19 protein-coding genes, 2 tRNA genes and 1 pseudogene are annotated in these 18,057 nt (G+C 71.9%); 14 read left to right on the forward strand and 8 right to left on the reverse strand.

Features of this window, described 5'->3' with window-relative positions; translation table 11 throughout:
• Window positions 1-224, forward strand: a 224-nt coding sequence (locus H5397_RS16065; protein ID WP_182814264.1) for a transposase, incomplete at its 5' end; no start/stop codon positions are given.
• Here the strand turns inward: H5397_RS16065 and H5397_RS16070 are convergent.
• A complete protein-coding gene (locus H5397_RS16070; RefSeq protein WP_182818680.1) occupies window positions 221-913 on the reverse strand; it encodes an aspartate/glutamate racemase family protein in 693 nt (230 codons plus the stop codon). The genes H5397_RS16065 and H5397_RS16070 overlap by 4 nt on opposite strands.
• 28 nt (window positions 914-941) lie before the next feature.
• Complete coding sequence (locus H5397_RS16075) at window positions 942-2,486, reverse strand: diacylglycerol kinase family protein (protein ID WP_182818681.1); 1,545 nt, start codon at window positions 2,484-2,486, stop codon at window positions 942-944.
• Between the two features lie 44 nt (window positions 2,487-2,530).
• On the opposite strand from H5397_RS16075, the gene serS reads away from it, so the two are divergent.
• The 3 genes and pseudogenes from serS to H5397_RS16090 form a co-directional block, all read left to right on the forward strand.
• Window positions 2,531-3,811 carry a serine--tRNA ligase gene (gene serS, locus H5397_RS16080; RefSeq protein WP_182818682.1) on the forward strand — a complete coding sequence of 427 codons (1,281 nt, stop codon included), beginning with the start codon at window positions 2,531-2,533 and terminating at the stop codon, window positions 3,809-3,811.
• Between the two features lie 11 nt (window positions 3,812-3,822).
• Window positions 3,823-4,692 carry an aminoglycoside phosphotransferase family protein gene (locus tag H5397_RS16085; RefSeq protein ID WP_182818684.1) on the forward strand — a complete coding sequence of 290 codons (870 nt, stop codon included), beginning with the start codon at window positions 3,823-3,825 and terminating at the stop codon, window positions 4,690-4,692.
• Between the two features lie 31 nt (window positions 4,693-4,723).
• Window positions 4,724-5,047, forward strand: a pseudogene (locus H5397_RS16090) (class I SAM-dependent methyltransferase); the annotation flags it as partial.
• On the opposite strand, the gene H5397_RS16095 reads toward H5397_RS16090, so the two are convergent.
• The 3 genes from H5397_RS16095 to H5397_RS18585 all read right to left on the reverse strand — a co-directional run bounded on the left by H5397_RS16095 (window position 5,016) and on the right by H5397_RS18585 (window position 6,827).
• The gene (locus H5397_RS16095; protein ID WP_182818685.1) at window positions 5,016-5,870 is read right to left on the reverse strand and encodes an alpha/beta fold hydrolase; all 855 of its coding nucleotides are present in this window, start codon (window positions 5,868-5,870) and stop codon (window positions 5,016-5,018) included. The pseudogene H5397_RS16090 and the gene H5397_RS16095 overlap by 32 nt on opposite strands.
• 107 nt (window positions 5,871-5,977) lie before the next feature.
• The gene (locus tag H5397_RS16100) at window positions 5,978-6,667 is read right to left on the reverse strand and encodes a DUF1707 domain-containing protein (protein ID WP_182818686.1); all 690 of its coding nucleotides are present in this window, start codon (window positions 6,665-6,667) and stop codon (window positions 5,978-5,980) included.
• 34 nt (window positions 6,668-6,701) lie between these two features.
• The gene (locus H5397_RS18585) at window positions 6,702-6,827 is read right to left on the reverse strand and encodes a hypothetical protein (protein ID WP_255437184.1); all 126 of its coding nucleotides are present in this window, start codon (window positions 6,825-6,827) and stop codon (window positions 6,702-6,704) included.
• Window positions 6,828-6,925: 98 nt separating this feature from the next.
• On the opposite strand from H5397_RS18585, the gene H5397_RS16105 reads away from it, so the two are divergent.
• The 6 genes from H5397_RS16105 to H5397_RS16130 all read left to right on the forward strand — a co-directional run bounded on the left by H5397_RS16105 (window position 6,926) and on the right by H5397_RS16130 (window position 12,450).
• A complete protein-coding gene (locus tag H5397_RS16105; RefSeq protein WP_182818687.1) occupies window positions 6,926-7,708 on the forward strand; it encodes an HAD family hydrolase in 783 nt (260 codons plus the stop codon).
• Between the two features lie 115 nt (window positions 7,709-7,823).
• On the forward strand, window positions 7,824-9,158 hold the full coding sequence (locus H5397_RS16110) for a DUF4921 family protein (RefSeq protein WP_182818688.1): 1,335 nt from the start codon (window positions 7,824-7,826) through the stop codon (window positions 9,156-9,158).
• 74 nt (window positions 9,159-9,232) lie between these two features.
• A complete protein-coding gene (locus H5397_RS16115) occupies window positions 9,233-9,781 on the forward strand; it encodes a DUF1707 domain-containing protein (RefSeq protein WP_182818689.1) in 549 nt (182 codons plus the stop codon).
• A gap of 47 nt (window positions 9,782-9,828) precedes the next feature.
• The gene (locus tag H5397_RS16120; RefSeq protein WP_182818691.1) at window positions 9,829-10,749 is read left to right on the forward strand and encodes an ABC transporter ATP-binding protein; all 921 of its coding nucleotides are present in this window, start codon (window positions 9,829-9,831) and stop codon (window positions 10,747-10,749) included.
• 19 nt (window positions 10,750-10,768) lie between these two features.
• A complete protein-coding gene (locus tag H5397_RS16125) occupies window positions 10,769-11,602 on the forward strand; it encodes an ABC transporter permease (RefSeq protein ID WP_220492359.1) in 834 nt (277 codons plus the stop codon).
• Window positions 11,599-12,450: an ABC transporter permease gene (locus H5397_RS16130; protein WP_309224389.1), complete on the forward strand. Its 852-nt coding sequence runs from the start codon at window positions 11,599-11,601 to the stop codon at window positions 12,448-12,450. Before H5397_RS16125 ends, H5397_RS16130 begins: the two co-directional genes overlap by 4 nt.
• A gap of 130 nt (window positions 12,451-12,580) precedes the next feature.
• Here H5397_RS16130 and H5397_RS16135 read toward each other — a convergent pair whose 3' ends face one another.
• Entirely contained in the window at window positions 12,581-13,840 is a 1,260-nt protein-coding gene (locus tag H5397_RS16135) for an MFS transporter (protein ID WP_182818693.1), read from the reverse strand.
• 9 nt (window positions 13,841-13,849) lie between these two features.
• Window positions 13,850-14,821, reverse strand: a complete 972-nt coding sequence (locus H5397_RS16140; protein WP_182818694.1) for an NAD(P)H-quinone oxidoreductase — start codon at window positions 14,819-14,821, stop codon at window positions 13,850-13,852.
• Between the two features lie 53 nt (window positions 14,822-14,874).
• Between H5397_RS16140 and H5397_RS16145 the strand changes: the two genes are divergently transcribed.
• Window positions 14,875-14,959, forward strand: a tRNA-Ser gene (locus tag H5397_RS16145).
• A 1-nt stretch (window position 14,960) separates the two neighbouring features.
• Window positions 14,961-15,410: a hypothetical protein gene (locus H5397_RS16150; RefSeq protein ID WP_182818696.1), complete on the forward strand. Its 450-nt coding sequence runs from the start codon at window positions 14,961-14,963 to the stop codon at window positions 15,408-15,410.
• A gap of 1 nt (window position 15,411) precedes the next feature.
• On the opposite strand, the gene H5397_RS16155 is transcribed toward H5397_RS16150, so the two are convergent.
• On the reverse strand, window positions 15,412-17,064 hold the full coding sequence (locus H5397_RS16155) for an LCP family protein (protein WP_182818697.1): 1,653 nt from the start codon (window positions 17,062-17,064) through the stop codon (window positions 15,412-15,414).
• Between the two features lie 98 nt (window positions 17,065-17,162).
• Between H5397_RS16155 and H5397_RS16160 the strand changes: the two genes are divergently transcribed.
• Window positions 17,163-17,255: transfer RNA gene (locus H5397_RS16160), tRNA-Ser, on the forward strand.
• Window positions 17,256-17,334: 79 nt separating this feature from the next.
• Entirely contained in the window at window positions 17,335-17,937 is a 603-nt protein-coding gene (locus H5397_RS16165; protein ID WP_182818699.1) for a hypothetical protein, read from the forward strand.
• Window positions 17,938-18,057 lie beyond the last annotated feature (120 nt).

The following is an 18,057-nucleotide window of genomic DNA, read 5'->3' on the forward strand; positions in this document are numbered from 1 at the left end:
AGATCGCCCGTCGCAAGGCCAAGGGCAGCCGCGGCGGTCGCCCACCTGCCTTCGATCCCACCATCTACAAGGGCAGGAACGTGGTGGAACGCTTCTTCAACCGGATCAAGGAGTTCCGCGCCATCGCCACCCGCTACGACAAACTCGCTCGCAACTACCGCGCCGGCCTCGTCCTGGCCAGCACCATCATCTGCCTACGAGACCAGTTACGCGACACGCCCTAGGCCAACGCTGCGTCCACCGCCGCCCGCGCGTGGATCCGGGTGGTGGCGAACAGGGGGACCGAGCCGTCGGCGTCCGGGTCGAGGAGGAGCTCCAGCTCCGTGCAGCCGAGGATGATGCCCTCCGCACCCCGGGCGCGGAGCCGTTCGATGATCGCGAGGTGGGTCCGATGCGACTCGTCCAGCACTTCGCCGCGGCACAGCTCGTCGTAGATGGTGCGGTGCACCTCGGCGCGGTCGTCGGCGTCGGGGACGAGCACCGCGAGGCCGTGGGTGGCCAGCCGGTCGCGGTAGAAGTCCTGCTCCATCGTGTAGGCGGTGCCGAGCAGGCCGACGCGGGTGATCCCGGCGGCGCGCACGGCGTCGGCGGTGGCGTCGGCCAGGTGCAGCAGGGGGACACCGATGGCGTCCTGCACCGCGTCGGCGACCTTGTGCATGGTGTTCGCGCAGATCAGGACGAGGTCCGCGCCGGCGCCCTCCAGACGGGCGGCCTGGGTGGCGAGGAGGCGACCCGCGGCGTCCCAGTCGCCGGAGGCCTGGAGGGCGGCCACCTCGGCGAAGTCGACCGACGCCAGCACGATGCGCGCCGAGTGCAGCCCACCGAGCCGGCGAGCGACCTCGCGATTGATGAGGCGGTAGTACTCGGCGGTGGATTCCCAGCTCATGCCGCCGAGCAGCCCGATGCACTTCATGGGGCGATCCTAGGGAGCGGTGGCGACCCTACGGCACCATCACCAGGACCGCGCCGGGGAGGATCCCGACGTCGAGGCGGGTGCACTCGCCGATGGTGTCGCCGTCGATCTGGAACGGCACCGGCTCCTCGGTCTCGATGACCAGCTTGCGCACCTGAGCGCGCTCGACGCCGGGGTGGTCGGCGGCGCGGGTGAGCACGCGGGTGGCGATGGCGCCCCAGTCGCCGACGCGCTCGGGGGAGGCCAACATCACGTCGATGAGCCCGTCGTCGGGCAGCGCGTCGGGGGCCAACGCGATCTGGCCCTGCACGTTGCCGACGTTGGCGACGAGGGCGACGGCGGGCGTCCGGCGGAGGGGGGAGCCGCCGTCGAGGGTCACCGTCGCCCGGAACGGCGGACTGTTCAGCGTCGTCAGCGCGGCCATCACGTAGGCGGCCGGGCCCATCACCTTCTTCAGGTCGGTGTTGGTCTCGCTCATGATCTTGGCGTCCAGGCCCATGCCGGCCATCACCATCGAGTGGTCGGGGTCGCCGCCGTCGGCGCGCAGCTGCACCACGTCGACCGGCATCGCGTTGCCGTCGAAGGCGACGTCGAGGGCGTCGGCCACGTCGAGCGGGACGCCCAGGTTGCGGGCCAGCAGGTTGCCGGTGCCCACGGGCAGGATCGCGATCGGGATCCGCGAGTCGGCCAGCGTCGCGCAGACCGTCCGCACCGTGCCGTCGCCGCCGGCGACCAGCACGAGGTCGAGCTTCCGCTTGCGGGCGGCCCGGGAGACGGCGATGCCCGAGTCCGCGGCGTCCGTCTCGAGCCACAGTGGGGGCTCCCAGCCGCGCTGGGCGCACTCGCCCTCGACCTGCCGGCGGAACACCACCGGGTCGGGCACCTTGACGGGGTTGAAGATGACACCCGCGCGCCGAGCCACGCCGGGTGGGCGGTGCACCGGCCCGAACCGGATCACGCTCACCCCGGCCACCGCGAGGCAGAGCGACGCGACGAACCCGCCGAGGAACCCACCCGCGATCAGGTCGGTGAACCAGTGCGCGCGCAGCCACCAGCGGTCGGCGAACACGAGCCACCACAGCAGCACGAGGCCGGTTGAGGCCAGCACGATCGAGGTGCGCCGCCGGCGCGTGACGACCATCGCGGAGATCACCATGATCGCCAGCACCGTGATCGCGACCATGTGCGAGCTGGGGTAGGCCCAGCCCTCGGCGGTGATCAGGGGTGCGGCGGTGTCGGGCCGTGGACGCCGGGCCAGCGCCTTCACCAGCTGCGCACCGCCCCACCCGAGCGGGATCGAGGCGCCCATCCCCCACGCCAGGTTGTGCAGGCGGCGGCGCGCGGCCCAGAAGGTGACCGCCGCGAGCACGGTGTAGACGACGGTCGGGGTGGTGACGATCGCGATGGCGGCGAGGATCTGGCCGCGAGTGCCCATCGGGTCGACTCCCGGACGCCGCGAGGCCGCGTCGACCGCCGCGAAGGTGGAGGTGCCGAGGGCGAGCCACGTCCAGAGGGCGAAGGCCACCGCCGTCGCCACCAGGGCGACGTGCGCGAGCCCGATCCGCCTCCTCACGCCCCCAGTCTGGCAGGCCGGCGGTCACCGATAGGATCGGGCCTGTGATCGACCCGAAGATTCTGCGCACCAACCCTGACGCCGTGCGTCGCAGCCAGGCCGCCCGCGGCGAGTCCGTGGAGCTCGTGGACGAACTCGTCGCCGCCGACGAGCGCCGCCGCTCGCTGATGGCGAGCTCCGAGACGGCCCGGGCCGAGCAGAAGGCGTTGTCGGCGCGCATCCCGAAGGCGTCGCCCGAGGAGAAGGCCGAGCTGCTGGCCCAGACCAAGGCGCTGGCCGCCTCGGTGAAGGAGGCGCAGGCCGAGACCGAGGCCGCGCAGGCGACCTACGACCAGCTGATGATGCAGCTGGGCAACATCGTGATCGACGGCGTCCCCTCCGGTGGCGAGGACGAGGGCGAGATCATCGAGACCTGGGGCACCCCGCGCGACTTCGCGGCCGAGGGCTTCACCCCGCGCGACCACCTCGAGCTCGGCGAGATGCTCGGCGCCATCGACATGGAGCGCGGTGCCAAGATCTCCGGCTCGCGGTTCTACGTGCTCACCGGTCAGGGCGCCCAGCTCGAGTTCGCGCTGCTGCAGCACGCGATGGCGATGGCCTCCTCGTGGGGGTTCATGCCGATGATCGTGCCGTCGCTGGTCAAGCCCGAGGCGATGGCCGGCACCGGCTTCCTGGGCCAGGCCGCCGAGGACGTCTACCACCTCGAGCGCGACGACCTGTACCTGGTCGGCACCTCCGAGGTCGCGCTGGCGGCCTACCACTCCGACGAGATCCTGCCCGCCGAGTCGCTGCCGAAGCACTACGTGGGCTGGTCGTCCTGCTTCCGCCGCGAGGCGGGCGCCTACGGCAAGGACACCCGCGGCATCTTCCGCGTGCACTGGTTCGACAAGGCCGAGCTGTTCGTCTACTGCTCGCCCGAGGAGGCCGAGGCCGAGCACGCCAAGCTGCTGGGCTACGAGAAGGCTTTCATCGAGTCGCTCGAGATCCCGTACCAGGTGCTCGACGTCGCCTCGGGTGACCTCGGCTCGTCGGCCGCCCGCAAGTTCGACTGCTACGGATGGCTGCCCACCCAGGAGCGCTACCGCGAGATCACGTCGACCTCGAACTGCACCGAGTTCCAGGCGCGCCGCCTCAACATCCGGCTGCGGGACGCCGAGGGCACCCGCCCGCTGGCCACCCTCAACGGCACGCTGTGTGCGATGACCCGCACGATCATCATGATCCTGGAGAACCACCAGCAGGCCGACGGGTCGGTGCGCGTCCCCGAGGCGCTGCGGCCCTACCTCGGCGGGCGCGAGTTCCTGACCCCGGTCGCCGCCGCTTGAGTTCCGGCCCGGTGTCCCGGCAGGCGTGGGAGGACGGCCTCCCGCGCCTCATCGAGGACACCTTCCGGCGCTGGCACCTGACCCCCGTCGGAGAGCCGATGTCCGGCGTCACGGCGCGGGTGTACCCGGTGCTGGACGCCGACGGCGTCCGCCGGGCCTGCAAGTTCAGCCACGTCGAGGCCGACAACGTCGGCGAGATCCCGACCCTGACCCTGTGGGGTGGACGCCCCGCGGTCGAGTTGGTGCGGGCCGACCCGCGCCGCGGCGTCCTGCTGTTGGAGTGGTTGGACGGCCAACTGCAGGAGCACTGGGACGCCGACGAGGCGTCCCGGATCGTGGCCGGGCTGTACGGCCGGCTGCACCGCCGGGCCGCCCCGCAACTGCCCGACGGGCACGCGTTCGTGCGCCGCTGGCTGGGTGAGCTGGAGGGGCTGGGGCGTGCGGTGCCCGCGCCGCCGCGGTTCGTCGACTGGGCGTTGCGCGCCGGCCGCGAGCTGGCCGCCGAGCCCGGCACCCACGTCGTGCACGGCGACCTGCACTACCTCAACGTCATGGCCCGCGGCGACGAGTGGGTCGCGATCGACCCCAAGGGCTACAACGCCGCGCCCGAGTACGAGGTGGCGCCGCTGCTGTGGAACCGCTGGGCCGACCTCGAGGCGTCCGGGGACGTCGGGGAGGCGATCCGTGACCGGTTCTACGCGGTCGTCGACACCGCCGGCCTCGACGAGCGTGCTGCCCGCGACTGGGTGGTGGTGCGCTGCGCGATCAACTTGGGCTGGGCGGTGCAGGACGGCTCGGCCGAGAGCCGGCAGGACGACTGGCACGGCTCGGTCACGCGGCAGGTGACGATCCTCAAGGCGATGCAGGCGGTGGAGCCGTGACCCGGCGACCGCGGCGGCGTCGCGGCCGCACGCGTTCATCGACGCGTCGGTCGACTGGCTCCGCTCCGTGTTGGGGTTGGGGCCGGGGTCGCGCGTGCTCGACCTGGGCTGCGGTCCGGGGTTGTACGCCGTGCGGCTGGCGCGGCGCGGCGTCCGGGTTCTGGGTGTGGACGCCTCGGCCCGGTCGCTGGCCCATGCGCGGTTGACCGTCGACGAGGTGCGCGCCGAGGTCGAGTCGGTGGGGTTCGACGTGGTCGAGGTCACCGGCGACGTCGCGGGCGCCCCCTTCGACCCGGGGGCGCCCACGTTCGCGGTGCGGGCCGTCAGGCCAGGGCGCGGTCCAGGAACGCGATGACGTCGGCGGTGACCTCGTCGCGGTTGGTCTCGTTCAGCAGCTCGTGGCGGGCCTCGGGGTACAGGTGCACCTCGACGTCGGTCAGGCCGGCGTCCCGGTAGCGCTGGGCCACCGCCTCGACGCCCTCGCCGCCGGCGCCGCCGACAGGGTCGTCGCGGCCCGAGATCAGCAGGATCGGCAGGTCCTTCGGGATGGCTGACAGCGCCTCGGGGTCGGCCGCGCGGGCCAGCGACACGATGCCCGCGGGCGACGGCGCGGCCCACCCGCACAGGGGGTCGGCGACGTACTTGTCGACCTCGTCCGCGTCGCGCGAGAGCCACTCGAACCCGGTGCGGTGCTCGAACGGGGCGTTGAAGGCGCTGAGGTCGGTGGGGGCGTCCGAGCCGAGCATGGGGGCGAGGACGGCGGCGTCGCCGGTTCCCGACAGGACGACGGCCTCGACGTCGGATGCGTGGTCGAGCAGGAAGTGCTGGGTGGCGAACGAGCCCATCGAGTGGCCGAACAGGACCAGCGGCAGGCCGGGGGCGTCCTCGCGGATGCGCTTGTTGAGGACGCCGAGGTCGTCCACCCAGCCCTGCCAGCCGTCGGGTCCCCAGTCGCCGTGCTTGCCGGCGGCGGTGAGGCCCGAGCCGCGGGCGTCCGGGGCGTAGACGAGGTAGCCGGCCGCCGTCAGCGCCTCGGCGAAGCGGCGGTAGCGGGCGCCGTGTTCGGCCAGCCCGTGCTGCACCTGGATGACGGCCCGAGGCTCACCCTCGGGGGCCCACCGGTAGACGTGGAGGTCGATGCCGTCGTTGCTGGGAACGGTGAACGTGGTCTCTTCCATGACGCGATTCTGCCAGTCGTCGCCGGGCCGGGGGCCGAAGCCCAAGCCCTCGGCGCGGGAAACTCAAGCCTTGGGCGCGGGAAACTCAAGCCTTGGGCGCGGGAAACTCAAGCCCTCGGCAGTTCGGGCATGCCGGGGCGGCCCTTGGCGATGACGCGCTGGGCCTTGAGGACGTCCTTCTCGGTCGAGACCTTCACCTTGACCTGGCCCGACGTGCGTCCGCGCACGATGATGCGGGGCTTGCCGTGCTGGGGGCGGGTCCGGACGCCGCGGGTCTCGATGTAGCTCGCCTCGGCCTGGGTGGCCTGGGTGTCGACGCCCCAGCCTTCCGGGACGACGATCGTGGTGGTGCCCCAGTCGTTCACGACGAGCACCAGGTCGATCACCTTGGCGGGCGCGGCAGCGAGCGTGAAGTCGAGCAGCACGCCGCCGATGGAGGTGTGCACCTCGATGAACGGCGGGGCCACCCACTCACCGGAGACGGTGAGCTGCTTCCAGCCCGTGCCCTCGAGCACGAGCGGGTCGTCCCAGGAATACCCCGGGCCCTCGCCGATCGGGGCGTCCAGGCCCACGACGGCGTCCACCTCGGCGGCGGGCACGAGGTCCTCGAGCACCGCGACCAGGTCGGCGCGGGTCACGGCGCCCAGCGCCCGGGGGACGCGCCCCTCGAGCTCGTCGAAGGTGATCCGCTCGTCGGCGGCGGCGTTGCGGATGAGTTCCAGCGCGCGCTCGCGTTGGGCGGTGCCCACGCGCAGGTGCAGTTCACGACCGGGGCCGGGCTGGGGTGTGGTGCTCACGTCACCCAACCTACCCACCGGCTCGGTTCAAGGCTCAGGGGAGCAGCCTCGGCAGCAGGAACACGGCGGCGGTCGCGATCGCGGCGATGGCGATCATGACGCAGTAGGCCCGCGCGCGGAGACGCTGGACGCGGGTGGGGGTGGAGTCGTACTGGAGCATGGGGGCCTACCTCCTCTACCCACAAGACGCACGAGCGACCCGAAAGGTTGCGTGGAACCTGACAATTTCTTCGGCATTTTTTCTCTAGGGTTCAGGGCGTGACCTGGCAGCCCGCCCTCGTGGCCCTCGACGTCGACGGAACGCTCGTCGACGCGTCCAACATCGTCGCCCCGCAGGTGCGCGCAGCGATCCAACGCGTCGCTGACGCCGGCGTCCCGGTGATCCTGTCGACCGGCCGCGCGTGGGCGTCCGCGCTGACGGTCATCGAGCAGTTGCCGTTCGAGCACGCCGAGCACGTGTGCTCCAACGGGGCCGTCACCGTGCGCTACCCGCCGTTCGAGGTCGTGGACGTGCTGACCTTCGACCCGCGGCCGGTGGTCGACCGGATCCTCGCCGAACACCCCGCCCCGCTGCTCGCGGTCGAGGTGGTGGGGCGCGGCTACCGGGTGTCGAGCGAGTTCCCGGCCGGCGAGCTGCACGGCGAGATCGAGGTGGTCAGCGTCGACGAGCTCGCTGGCTCCGACGTGACCCGCGTGATCGTCCGCGACCCCAACGCCTCCGAGGAGGAGTTCATCGAGCTCGCCCACCGCCTCGGCCTCGAGGGCGTCTCGTACGCGATCGGCTACACCGCCTGGCTCGACATCGCGCCCGAGGGAGTCGACAAGGCCCACGGCCTCGCGCGCGTGTGCGGCCGGATGGGCATCGACGCCGCCAACGTGCTCGCCATCGGCGACGGCCGCAACGACATCGAGATGCTGACCTGGGCCGGGCGCGGGGTGGCGATGGGCGGGTCGCCGGCCGAGTTGCTCGAGGTCGCGGACGCCGTGACCGGCAGCCTGGCCGACGACGGGTTGGTCGCCGAGCTGGCCCGCTGGTTCTGAGTCAGCGGCAGTCTGTCGCATCTCCTGCCCACCCAGAGGGGGCTGGGTCCGGCCACAGGGTGACACGGCGGCCCGATGTTTGGTGCGGAGTGAGGTGGAGGGGCAGGCTGGGTCCATGCAGTACAGCCGCGAGCCCGACTACCTGACGACCCTGGCCGACGGGACGGTCAAGCAGCTGAACCCCTTCACCGGCACCGAGGTCTGGACGGTCCCGGGCCGCGGCAACCGGCCGCTGGGCCTGGGCGGGGTCAACGCGAAGCCGCTCGACCCCGACAAGCACGGCGCGTACTGCTCGTTCTGCGAGAAGCGCTACGAGGAGACCCCGCCGGAGAAGTCGCGGGTCGTCCACCGCGGGAACACCACCTGGGAGACGCACTACCGCACCCCGGCCGAGGAGATGTACAACACCGTCGCCGACTTCCGGCGGGTGCCGAACCTGTTCGAGATCCTGAGCTACGAGTACTGGAACCTCAACTACGGCTACACGCTGCCCACCCACATCGCCGGACGCCGCGAGGCCTACCTGGCCTCACCGGCCGGCCGGGCGCACGTCCTGAGCGTCGTGGACATGAAGCTCAAGGCGTCCGGGCTGTCGGCGGCCAAGGTGGCGGCGATGGGGGAGGACGAACGGATCGCCGCGGCGTCCGGCTTCTTCGGGGGCGGGCACGACCTGATCATCGCCCGCCGGCACTTCACCGACGGCGCGACCGACGACGCCCAGCTGGCCGGGGCGGGCACCCTGACCCCCGACGAGCACGCGCAGTTCATCACCTACACGATCGAGTCGGTGAAGGGGCTCTACGACCTCAACCGGTACGCGCGCTACGTGACGGTCTTCCAGAACTGGCTGAAGCCGGCCGGCGCCAGCTTCGACCACCTGCACAAGCAGCTCGTCGCGATCGACGAGCGCGGGGTGCAGCACGAGGCCACGCTGGCCAAGCTGCGCACCAACCCCAACCTGTTCAACGAGGTGGCCACGAACTTCGCCTCGTACAAGAACCTCGTCATCGCCGAGAACGACCACGCGATGGCGTTCGCGGGCTTCGGGCACCGGTTCCCGACGATCGAGATCTACAGCAAGTCCGAGCACCCGGACCCGTGGGAGCAGTCGCCCGAGGAGGTCCGCGGGATGAGCGACATGATCCAGGCCATGCACGCCGCGACGGGGGCCGACGTGCCCTGCAACGAGGAGTGGCACTACCGGCCCATCGACGTCGACCTCGCGATGCCGTGGCGCGTGATGCTGAAGTGGCGGGTCTCGACGCTGGCCGGGTTCGAGGGCGCGACGAAGATCTACCTCAACACCATCACCCCGGTGATGCTGCGCGACCGGGTCGTCGAGCGGCTGTTCGCGCTGCGCACCGAGCGCCGCATCGCGGATTCGCTGAAGGTGGCGTTCGAGGCGCCCTGCCGGCCGAACTCGCTGCGGTACGCGCAACCGCGGCGGTGATCTCGGACGCCGCGGGCCAGGCCCCCTGCGCTGGTTACGCTGGGGGCACCACCCTCACGGAAGGCCCACCCCACATGAGCGCGCAGCTGCCCGAGCGTCCGGGACCGGTCTGGACCCGGTTCTCCGCCGACCCCCGCGTGCACGGCGACGTGCGCGCCAGCGACGCCGACCGTGACGTCGCCGCGGAGGCGATCAACGCCGCCTTCTCCGACGGGCGGCTCGACAGCATCGAGCACTCCGAGCGGCTGAGCGGGGTGCTGGCCTCGAAGCGGCTCGGCGAGCTGGTGCCGCTGCTGTCCGACATCGTCGTGGCCACCCGGGTGGCCCCCGCGCCGGCGGTCAAGGCGCGCAAGGTGCAGGACGGCGCGCTGCGCTCGTGGCTGGGGCTCGCCGCCCTGTTCAACGTGATCTGGCTCTCGACGTGGCTGTTCGCCGGGGTCACGCCGTACTACTACTGGCCGATCTGGCCGATGATCGGCACCGCGATCCCCGCGCTGATCACCTGGATCGGCGCCGGGGCCGCCGGCCGGCGCGCGGCCGAGGACCCCGAGGCCGCCCGCGCGCGGCGGGAGCGCGACCGTGACCGTGACTGGCACCGCGATCGCCGGGAGTTGCACGGCTGAGCGGCCCCCCGTTTTTTCCTGTCGGTGGCGGCTTGTAGGGTGCGCCCGTGCCCGTGATCGAAGCCCGTGAGCTGACCAAGACGTTCGGCGACTTCACCGCCGTCGACGCGATCTCGTTCGAGGTCGCGCCCGGTGAGTCGTTCGGGCTGCTCGGCCCCAACGGCGCCGGCAAGTCCACGACGATGCGCATGATCGGGGGCACTTCGCTGCGCACGTCCGGGTCGCTGACCGTGCTGGGGCTGGACCCGGAGGCGAACGGGCCCGAGGTGCGGGCGTCCCTCGGCGTCGTGCCGCAGCAGGACTCGCTGGACGAGGAGCTCCGCGCCCGTGACAACCTCATCGTCTACGGCCGCTACTTCGGGCTGCCGCTGAGCTACCTCAAGCCCAAGGCCGACGAACTGCTCGAGTTCGCGCAGCTCACCGAGAAGGCCACCGCCAAGGTCAGCGCGCTGTCGGGCGGCATGAAGCGCCGCCTGACGATCGCGCGCGGGCTGGTGAACGAGCCGCGCATCCTGCTGCTGGATGAGCCCACGACCGGGCTCGACCCGCAGGCGCGCCACATCCTGTGGGACCGGCTGTTCCGCCTGAAGGAGCAGGGTGTCACCCTGGTGCTGACCACCCACTTCATGGACGAGGCCGAGCAGCTCTGCGACCGCCTCGTGGTCATCGACAAGGGCCGCATCGTGGCCGAGGGTTCGCCGCGCGAGCTGATCCAGCGGTACTCGACGCGCGAGGTCGTCGAGGTGCGGTTCGGGTCGAGCCGCAACGCCGAGATGGAGGGCGTGCTGCGCTCGATGACCGACCGCCTCGAGGTGCTGCCCGACCGCATCCTGCTCTACGACGACGCCGGCGAGGCCCTGCTCGACGAGATCAACCGCCGCGGGCTCAACCCGCTGACGTCGCTGGTGCGCCGCTCCTCGCTGGAGGACGTGTTCCTCCGCCTCACGGGGAGGTCGCTCATTGACTAGGCCCGAGGGTTCGGACGCCGTGGGCACGGCCCAGCCGGTGGTCACCTTCTCGGGGATGGACCACGCGGCCCTGGCCCGCCGCACCCGCCGCTGGGGCTGGGTGCAGTACGCGCGCTACCGGCAGGCCGCCGAGAAGCCGTTCTTCTGGACGGCGTTCGTCACCGCCCTCGGCAACCCGGTGCTCTACCTCGTCGCGATGGGGATGGGCCTGGGCTCGATCGTGGATACCGACGTCGACGGGGTCAGCTACCTGTGGTTCGTCGCGCCCGGGCTGCTGGTGGCGACGGTCGTGTCGACGGGCGCCCAGTTCGGCACCTGGCCGATCTTCGGCGGCTTCAAGTGGATGAAGAACTACCTCGCCGCCCAGGCCACCCCCGTCGAGCCGTGGCAGATGGCGATCGGCGAGGGCGTCGCGATCTCGGTGCGCATGTTCGTGCAGGCGCTGCTGTTCTGGCTGGTCGGGCTGGCGTGCGGGGCGTGGCCCTCGGTCGGTTCGCTGGCCATCGTGCCGATCGCGATGCTGGCGTCGATGGCGATGTTCGCGCCCCTGATGGCCTACGCGGCGACGCTGGAGGAGGAGGGGCTGCAGTTCAACTTCGTGCAGCGCCTGGTGGTCATGCCGATGTTCCTGTTCGCCGGCACCTTCTTCCCGCTCGCCTCCATGCCGGTCTACCTGCAGTGGATCGGCTGGGTCTCGCCTATGTGGCACGGCACCCAGCTGGCGCGGGTGGTGTCGTACGGCGCTTCGGTGCCCGCGTGGCTGATCGTGGTGCACGTCGTGTTCCTGGTCGCGTGCGTCGTCGGCGGGCTGCTGGCCGCGGCGCGCACCTTCACCCGGAGGTTGGTCCGGTGAGCGCGTCGGTGCGGGAGTCGGGCGTGATGGCGCCGATCCGGGAGCGGTTGCGGAGCCGGCGCGCCTCGTTCGGCGGGCTGTACGCCGGCAACGCGCGCGCGGTGATCGAGCGGGGCTTCCGGGTGATCCGCAACCAGAACTGGGGCGTGATCGCGACCGGCTTCTTCGAGCCCGTGTTCTACCTGCTCGCCATGGGCATGGGGATGGGCGCGCTGGTGGGGTCCGTGCCCGGGCCGGACGGGCGTCCGATCTCGTACGCCATGTACATCGCGCCCGCCCTGCTGGCGACCTCGGCGATGAACGGCGCGATCTACGACTCGGTCAACAACGTCTTCTTCAAGCTGCGCTACAGCAAGCTCTACGAGGGCATGCTGCAGACCTCGCTCGGGCCGCTCGATGTGGCCCTGGGGGAGGTCTTCATGGCGTTGTTCCGCGGACTGCTCTACGCGATCGGCTTCCTGGGCGTGATCACCGTGATGGGGCTCGTGACGTCGTGGTGGGCGCTGGCGATGATCCCGGTGGCGCTGCTGATCGCGCTGGGGTTCGCGTCGCTGGGCATGGCGGTGACGAGCTTCATGAAGAGCTTCCAGCAGCTCGACCTGGTGCCGCTGGTGCTGCTGCCGATGTTCCTGCTGTCGGCGACGCTGTTCCCGATCACGGTGTACCCGGTCGCGATCCAGTGGGTGATCATGGCGCTCCCCCTGTGGCACGGCGTCGAGCTGATGCGCCAGCTGTCGGTGGGCTACTTCGACGGCATGACCGTCGTGCACGTGGGCTACTTCCTGGTGATGAGCCTCATCGGCATCACGGCCGCCTCGTTGCGGTTGAGGATGTTGTTCCTGCGCTGACGCCTCGGGGCGCGACACTCACCCTTGTCACATTCACGGGGAATCTCTTCCCCCTCGGTTGTGACAAGGGTGAGTGTCGGGGCGGGGCAGGGGCGGCGTTCGCGGGGGCCCGACGTTCCTGAGAGGTGCCTCAGGCGCTCGCCACCCGGGCCCGGTGCCTGCGGACGCCGCGGCGTCCGAGCTTCAACGCCACCCAGCCCACGCCGGCCAGGGCTAGCCCGCACAGGCCGGTGACGACGAAGCCGAACTGCCAGCCCCACGCGTCGAGCACGAACCCCACGATCGGCGGGGCGAGGGCGTTGCCGCCGGTGGCCATGGTCCCGGACCAGCCGAACGCCTCACCGCGGGACGCCTCGGGCACCAGGTCGCTCAGCCGCTCGCCGGTCGCGGCCAAGGTCGGCGCGCAGAAGAGTCCGGCCACCCCGAGCAGCGCGGCGAGCAGCCAGATGTTGGTGCCGAGCGCCGCGAGCATCGTGGTGAAGGCCAGCCCGAGCAGCAGCGGCATCAGCCCGAGACTGCCGCGGGGGAGCCCGCCGAACAGCAGGCCGCCGATCAGCGAGCCGGCACCCCAGAACACGATCAGGATCGCCAGCGACGCCGCGCCCTCAATCGACCGCGCCCCGGCGACCATGGCGAGGTCGGTCCCGGCCAAGGTGAAGGACGCCGCCACCGTCGCCACGAACGTCGCGATCACCGGGCCGTTCAGCCAGGTCCGGACGCCCCCGCGCACCGGGGGCACACCCACGGCACCCGCAGCCGGGTCGGACGGACCGCCGCCTGCGGCGTCCGGGTCGGTCGTGGCCGGGGACTCGCTGACCAGCCGTGGGTTCAGGATGTAGAGCCCCCACGCAGCGGCGACCGAGGCGAGGGCGAGGAGGGTGAGGGTCCAGCCGGTGTCCCAGGCGGTGGCGAGCAGGATGCCGAGGGTGGGGCCGGCCATGAACGCCATCTCGGTGACGACCGAGTCCAGCGCGAGGCCCGCGCGGCGCTGGGAGTTGGGCACCGCGGCCAGCACCAGCTGGCGGGTGAGCACGAACCACGGCACGGCGAGCAGGCCGACCCCGCCCATGACGAAGAGCAGCGGCCAGTAGTCCAGGAACGGCGCCGCCACGAACGCGACGGGCAGCAGCACGAGCGAGGGCAGCAGGGTGCGGCGCAGGCCGATGGTGTCGAGCAAGCGCCCGCGCAGGGGCGAGGCGAGCGCGATCGCGATCGTGAACACGGCCGTCAGGAGGCCGGCGCGGGCGTAGGTCTGGCCGAGGGCACCGACGACGTGCAGCGTCAGGACGACGCCGGCGCCGAACCACGGGGCCTTGCCGAGTGCGCCGAGCAGCACCGCCTGCCGTACGGCGGGCAGGCGCCAGATGTCGGCGTAGGCGGCGAAGTTCACCGCACGAGACTAGAAGGTGAGGACGATCTTCCCCACATTGTTGCCGCCGGTGAGCTGCTCGTGCGCCTGCCGGACCTCGTCGATGCCGAACCGGGTCTCGTGGGCGACCTTGATCTCGCCCGCCGTGATCAGCGGCCACACCTCGGCGGCGACGCGGGCCACGATCGCGGCCTTCTCGTTCACCGGCCGGTAGCGCAGCGACGTCGCGGTGACCGTGGCGCCCTTGTTCAGCAGCAGGCCGAGGTTGAGCTCGCCCTTCACGCCGCCCTGCAGGCCGATGACGACCATGCGGCCGCGGCGGGCCAGGGACTTCACGTTGGCGTCGAGGTACTTGGCGCCCATGATGTCGAGGATCACGTCGACGCCCTTGCCGTCGGTGGCCTCCTTGAGCTGGGTGACCCAGTCGTCGTGGTAGTCCAGCGCGATGTCGGCGCCGAGCTTGCGGCAGACCTCGAGCTTCTCGGCCGAGCCCGCGGTGGTCGCCACGCGGCAGCCCTGGCCCTTGGCGTACTGGATCGCGAAGCTACCGATGCCCCCGGCACCCCCGTGCACGAGGAAGGTCTCGCCGGGGCGCAGGCCCACGTGGTCCATGTTCGAGACGACCGTGGCGGCCACCTCGACCAGCCCGGCGGCGGTGACCAGGTCGACGCCCTCGGGCGGCGCGATCACCTGCCCGGCGGGCACCGCGACCAGCTCGGCGTAGCCGCCGCCGGCCAGCAGGGCCACGCACGGGTCGCCGACCGACCAGCCCTCGACGTCGTCGCCGACCGCCTCGACGTGGCCGGAGACCTCGAGCCCGATCGTGTCGGTGGTGCCCTTCGGCGGCGGGTAGTGGCCCTGCCGCTGCAGGATGTCGGCGCGGTTCACGCCCGCGGCGACGGTGCGGATCAGCAGTTCGCCCGGCCCCGCGGTGGGGTCCTCGACGTCGGCGATCTGCAGGACCTCGGGTCCACCCGGCTCTGTGACAACGACGGCACGCATGGGTCAACCCTAGTCGGGCAGCACAGGCCCCGCCGCTAGGATGTTCCCGATCTGGCGAGATCGCATAGTGGACTAGTGCAGCCGCCTTGAAAGCGGCCGAGGGGCAACCCTCCGTGGGTTCGAATCCCACTCTCGCCGCGTGGCTGCAGACCGGTTCGTCATCACCCCCCGCCCGCCCGTGCGCGCGTTCGCGGTCGCGGCGCTGCTCGCCGCGGGCGGCGCCGTCGTCGCGGTGCTCCCGGTCGAGGGGGCGCTGAGGGTCGCGGTCATCGTGCTGGGCGTCCTGCTGATCGTCGCCGCGGCCGCGTTGCTGGGGGCCGCCGTCGCGGCGTCCCGCCGCCAGCAGGTGGTGGTCGAGCTCGACGAGGCCGGGTACCGCGTGGACTCGCCGGCCGGCGTCCGGACCGGGACCTGGAAGGACGTCACCCGCGTCACCACCGCCCCCGGGCGGATCACGCTGCACCAGGGCGCCGACGAGCGCGTCCACCTCGTCGCGCCGCAGGGCCAGCTGCCCGAGTTCGACGCGATCGTGAAGGCCGTGAGCGAGCACCTCGACGCCGACCGCGGCTACACGGTCTGGGAGGGCTGACTCAGCCCTTCTGCTCCTCGGTGGGGTAGGGCTCGGGGTTGTACGCGCACTCGTCCACGACCGAGGACGGCGCCGCCGGGGTCGGCGAGCCGCTCGGGGTCGCGCTCGGGCGGGGCGACGGCGTCCCGGACGCCGCGGGCGAGGGCTGGGTGCCGGGCGCGGGCGTCGCCGGGGCGGCCGCGGACGTCGGGGCCGGCGGGGCCGGGCGGATGGCGTCCTGGACCCTCGCGCGGACGAGCTCCCAGTCGGGGTTGCTGGTGGAGAAGCCGTCCTTGTCGTTCTCGAAGGAGACCGACGTCATCGTGCCGTCCTTGACCCGCAGGGCGAGCGCCACCATGGCGGGCAGCCGGCGGTTCGGGACGTCGGAGTTCACGATCTCGCGGCCGGCCCGGCTGAGCGCCTCGTAGTTGGCCAGCACCGTCGTCGGGTTGGCCTCCTTCACCACGGCCTGGATCACGCAGCGCTGGCGGGACATCCGGTCGTAGTCGCCGGTCGCGATGCCGTAGCGGCCGCGGGCGAACCAGAGGGCGTCCTCGCCGTTGAGGTGCTGGTCGGGGCCGGGGGGCAGCCAGCGGTCGGGCGGGATGTCACCGTCGGTGCGCCCACCCACCGGCACCGGGCGGTTGATGTTCACGGTGATGCCGCCGAGCGCGTTGACGAACTCGACGAAGCCCTGCATGTTGACCATCGCGTAGTAGTCGACCTTGAGGCCGAGCGCGGCGCCGACGCCGAGCTTGAGGGCCTCAGCGCCCGGGTCCTCGACACCGGCGGGGATGGCATCGGGCGCCAACTGGGGGACCGAGTCGTAGATCGCGTTCAGCGCGTACGCCTGGTCGTTGAGCCGGCCGCTGGTGAAGCCCTGGGGGAACCGCTCGGCCAGCGCGCTGCCGGCCGGGAAGGGGATCTTCTGGGTCTGGCGGGGCAGGCTGAACAGGACGGTGTCACCGGTGTGCGTGTCCATCGACGCCAGGATCACGGTGTCGGTGCGCGTGCCGGTGCGGTCGGCGCCGGCGTCGCCACCGAGGACCAGCACGTTCAGCCGGTCCTTGTTCGCCCACGGGTCGACGGCGTTGCCGAAGTCCCCGGTGTCGTCGTCGCTCGAGACCTGGGCGCCCTCGTGGCCGAACACGTCGTTGATGAGCAGCGACGTGTCGCGGATCGCGCGGGCCGCACCGAACGACGGAGTCGCGACGCCGAGCACCATCGCCCCGACGAGCAGGCCGCCGAGGAGGCGCTGCCACCACGCGGCGGGGCGGGGGCGCAGCGCGAGGTGGGTCACCACTATGCTGGCGGCCCACACCACGCCGAACACGATCGCGGCCACCCACAGGATCGTCAGCATGTTCGGGACGACCAGTGCGGCCAGCGCGAGGTTGGGGTTCAGCCACGCGGTGAGGCCGACGGCCACGGCGAGGAGCAGCGAGAGAACGAGCAGGATGATCCCCGCCACGCGCCACCGGGTGCGGGTCAGGCCCAGCCCCGGGAGCACGGTGCCCGCCAGCGCCCAGCCGATCGACCCGGCGAAGGAGCGGTGCTGGGAGGCCTGGTCGGCCACGCGGCGGCCGGGTCGCGCGGGAGAGGTGGGGCTCGTCGGGGTCGACTCGAGCGCACGGGCAGCCTCGTAGGCGCTCTCGCGGTCGGTCCTGCGGGCCATCACAGCCTCCAATGGGGGGATTCTCGTCGAGCATACTCGCCGCCGGCCTGCCCTTTTGCCCGTCTGCCGGGCGGGCGGTAGGCTTTCACCTCGGCCGAGGAGGTGTCGCCTAGTCAGGTCTATGGCGCCCGCCTGCTAAGCGGGTTTGGGGGTTAACCCCATCGCGAGTTCAAATCTCGCCACCTCCGCCACGAACGCCCGAGCCCACCAGGGCTCGGGCGTTCATCTGTTCCCGCCCGCGCGGCTGTCCGGGCGGTGGATACTGCAGCCATGCGCCCCCTGTCGGCCCTGGCCGGACTGCTCCTCGTCGCCACGCTCAGCGCCTGCACGGCCGGTCAGCCGACCCCGTCGCCGGTCGTCAGCACCCCCGCCACGTCGCCCGTCGCCTCGCCCACCCCGACCCGCGCGTTCGTGTGCGTGTCCCCCGAGGTCACCGTCGAGCCGCAGGGCGAGACGACGTGGAAGGTCAGGGCCGTCCAGGTGCGCGAGACGGCCGCCGACGGGTCGATGTCGCTCGTCGACATGCCCGGGGAGGAGGTGACCCGCGGCGTCACGTGGGCCGATGACGAGCCGTGGCTGACCGACCCGGCCGTCCGTGCGGCGGTCGAGGAACAGGTCCCGTCCGACCTGGCGGACGGCGTGCGGATCGTGTCCGACCTGCTCGGCCAGAACCCCATGCCGGGCATCATGCTGGCCTACCACGGCGTCCACGAACAACCGGTCGCGGTCACGGTGACCTGCGCCGACGGCACCACCGCCCACGGCACCGGCGCCACGTGGACCCTCTCCGAGACCGGCATCCTCGACTGCGAGGCGCGGCCGACCCCGAAGGACGACATCCCCGCCCGCGTCGCCGACGAGTACTGCCCCTAGGAGCCTGCTGAACAAGGCGTCTATCTGACGGCGGGTTGGACGTGGGTGGCGGGTGGGACGCCGCCGCGGCTGTCGAGCCGCGAGTGTGAGTCAGCGCAGTTGAGTGCGACAGCGGGGTCG

Origin of the sequence: Propioniciclava sp. MC1683, from assembly GCF_014164675.1 — a bacterium.
Taxonomy (GTDB): domain Bacteria; phylum Actinomycetota; class Actinomycetes; order Propionibacteriales; family Propionibacteriaceae; genus Propioniciclava.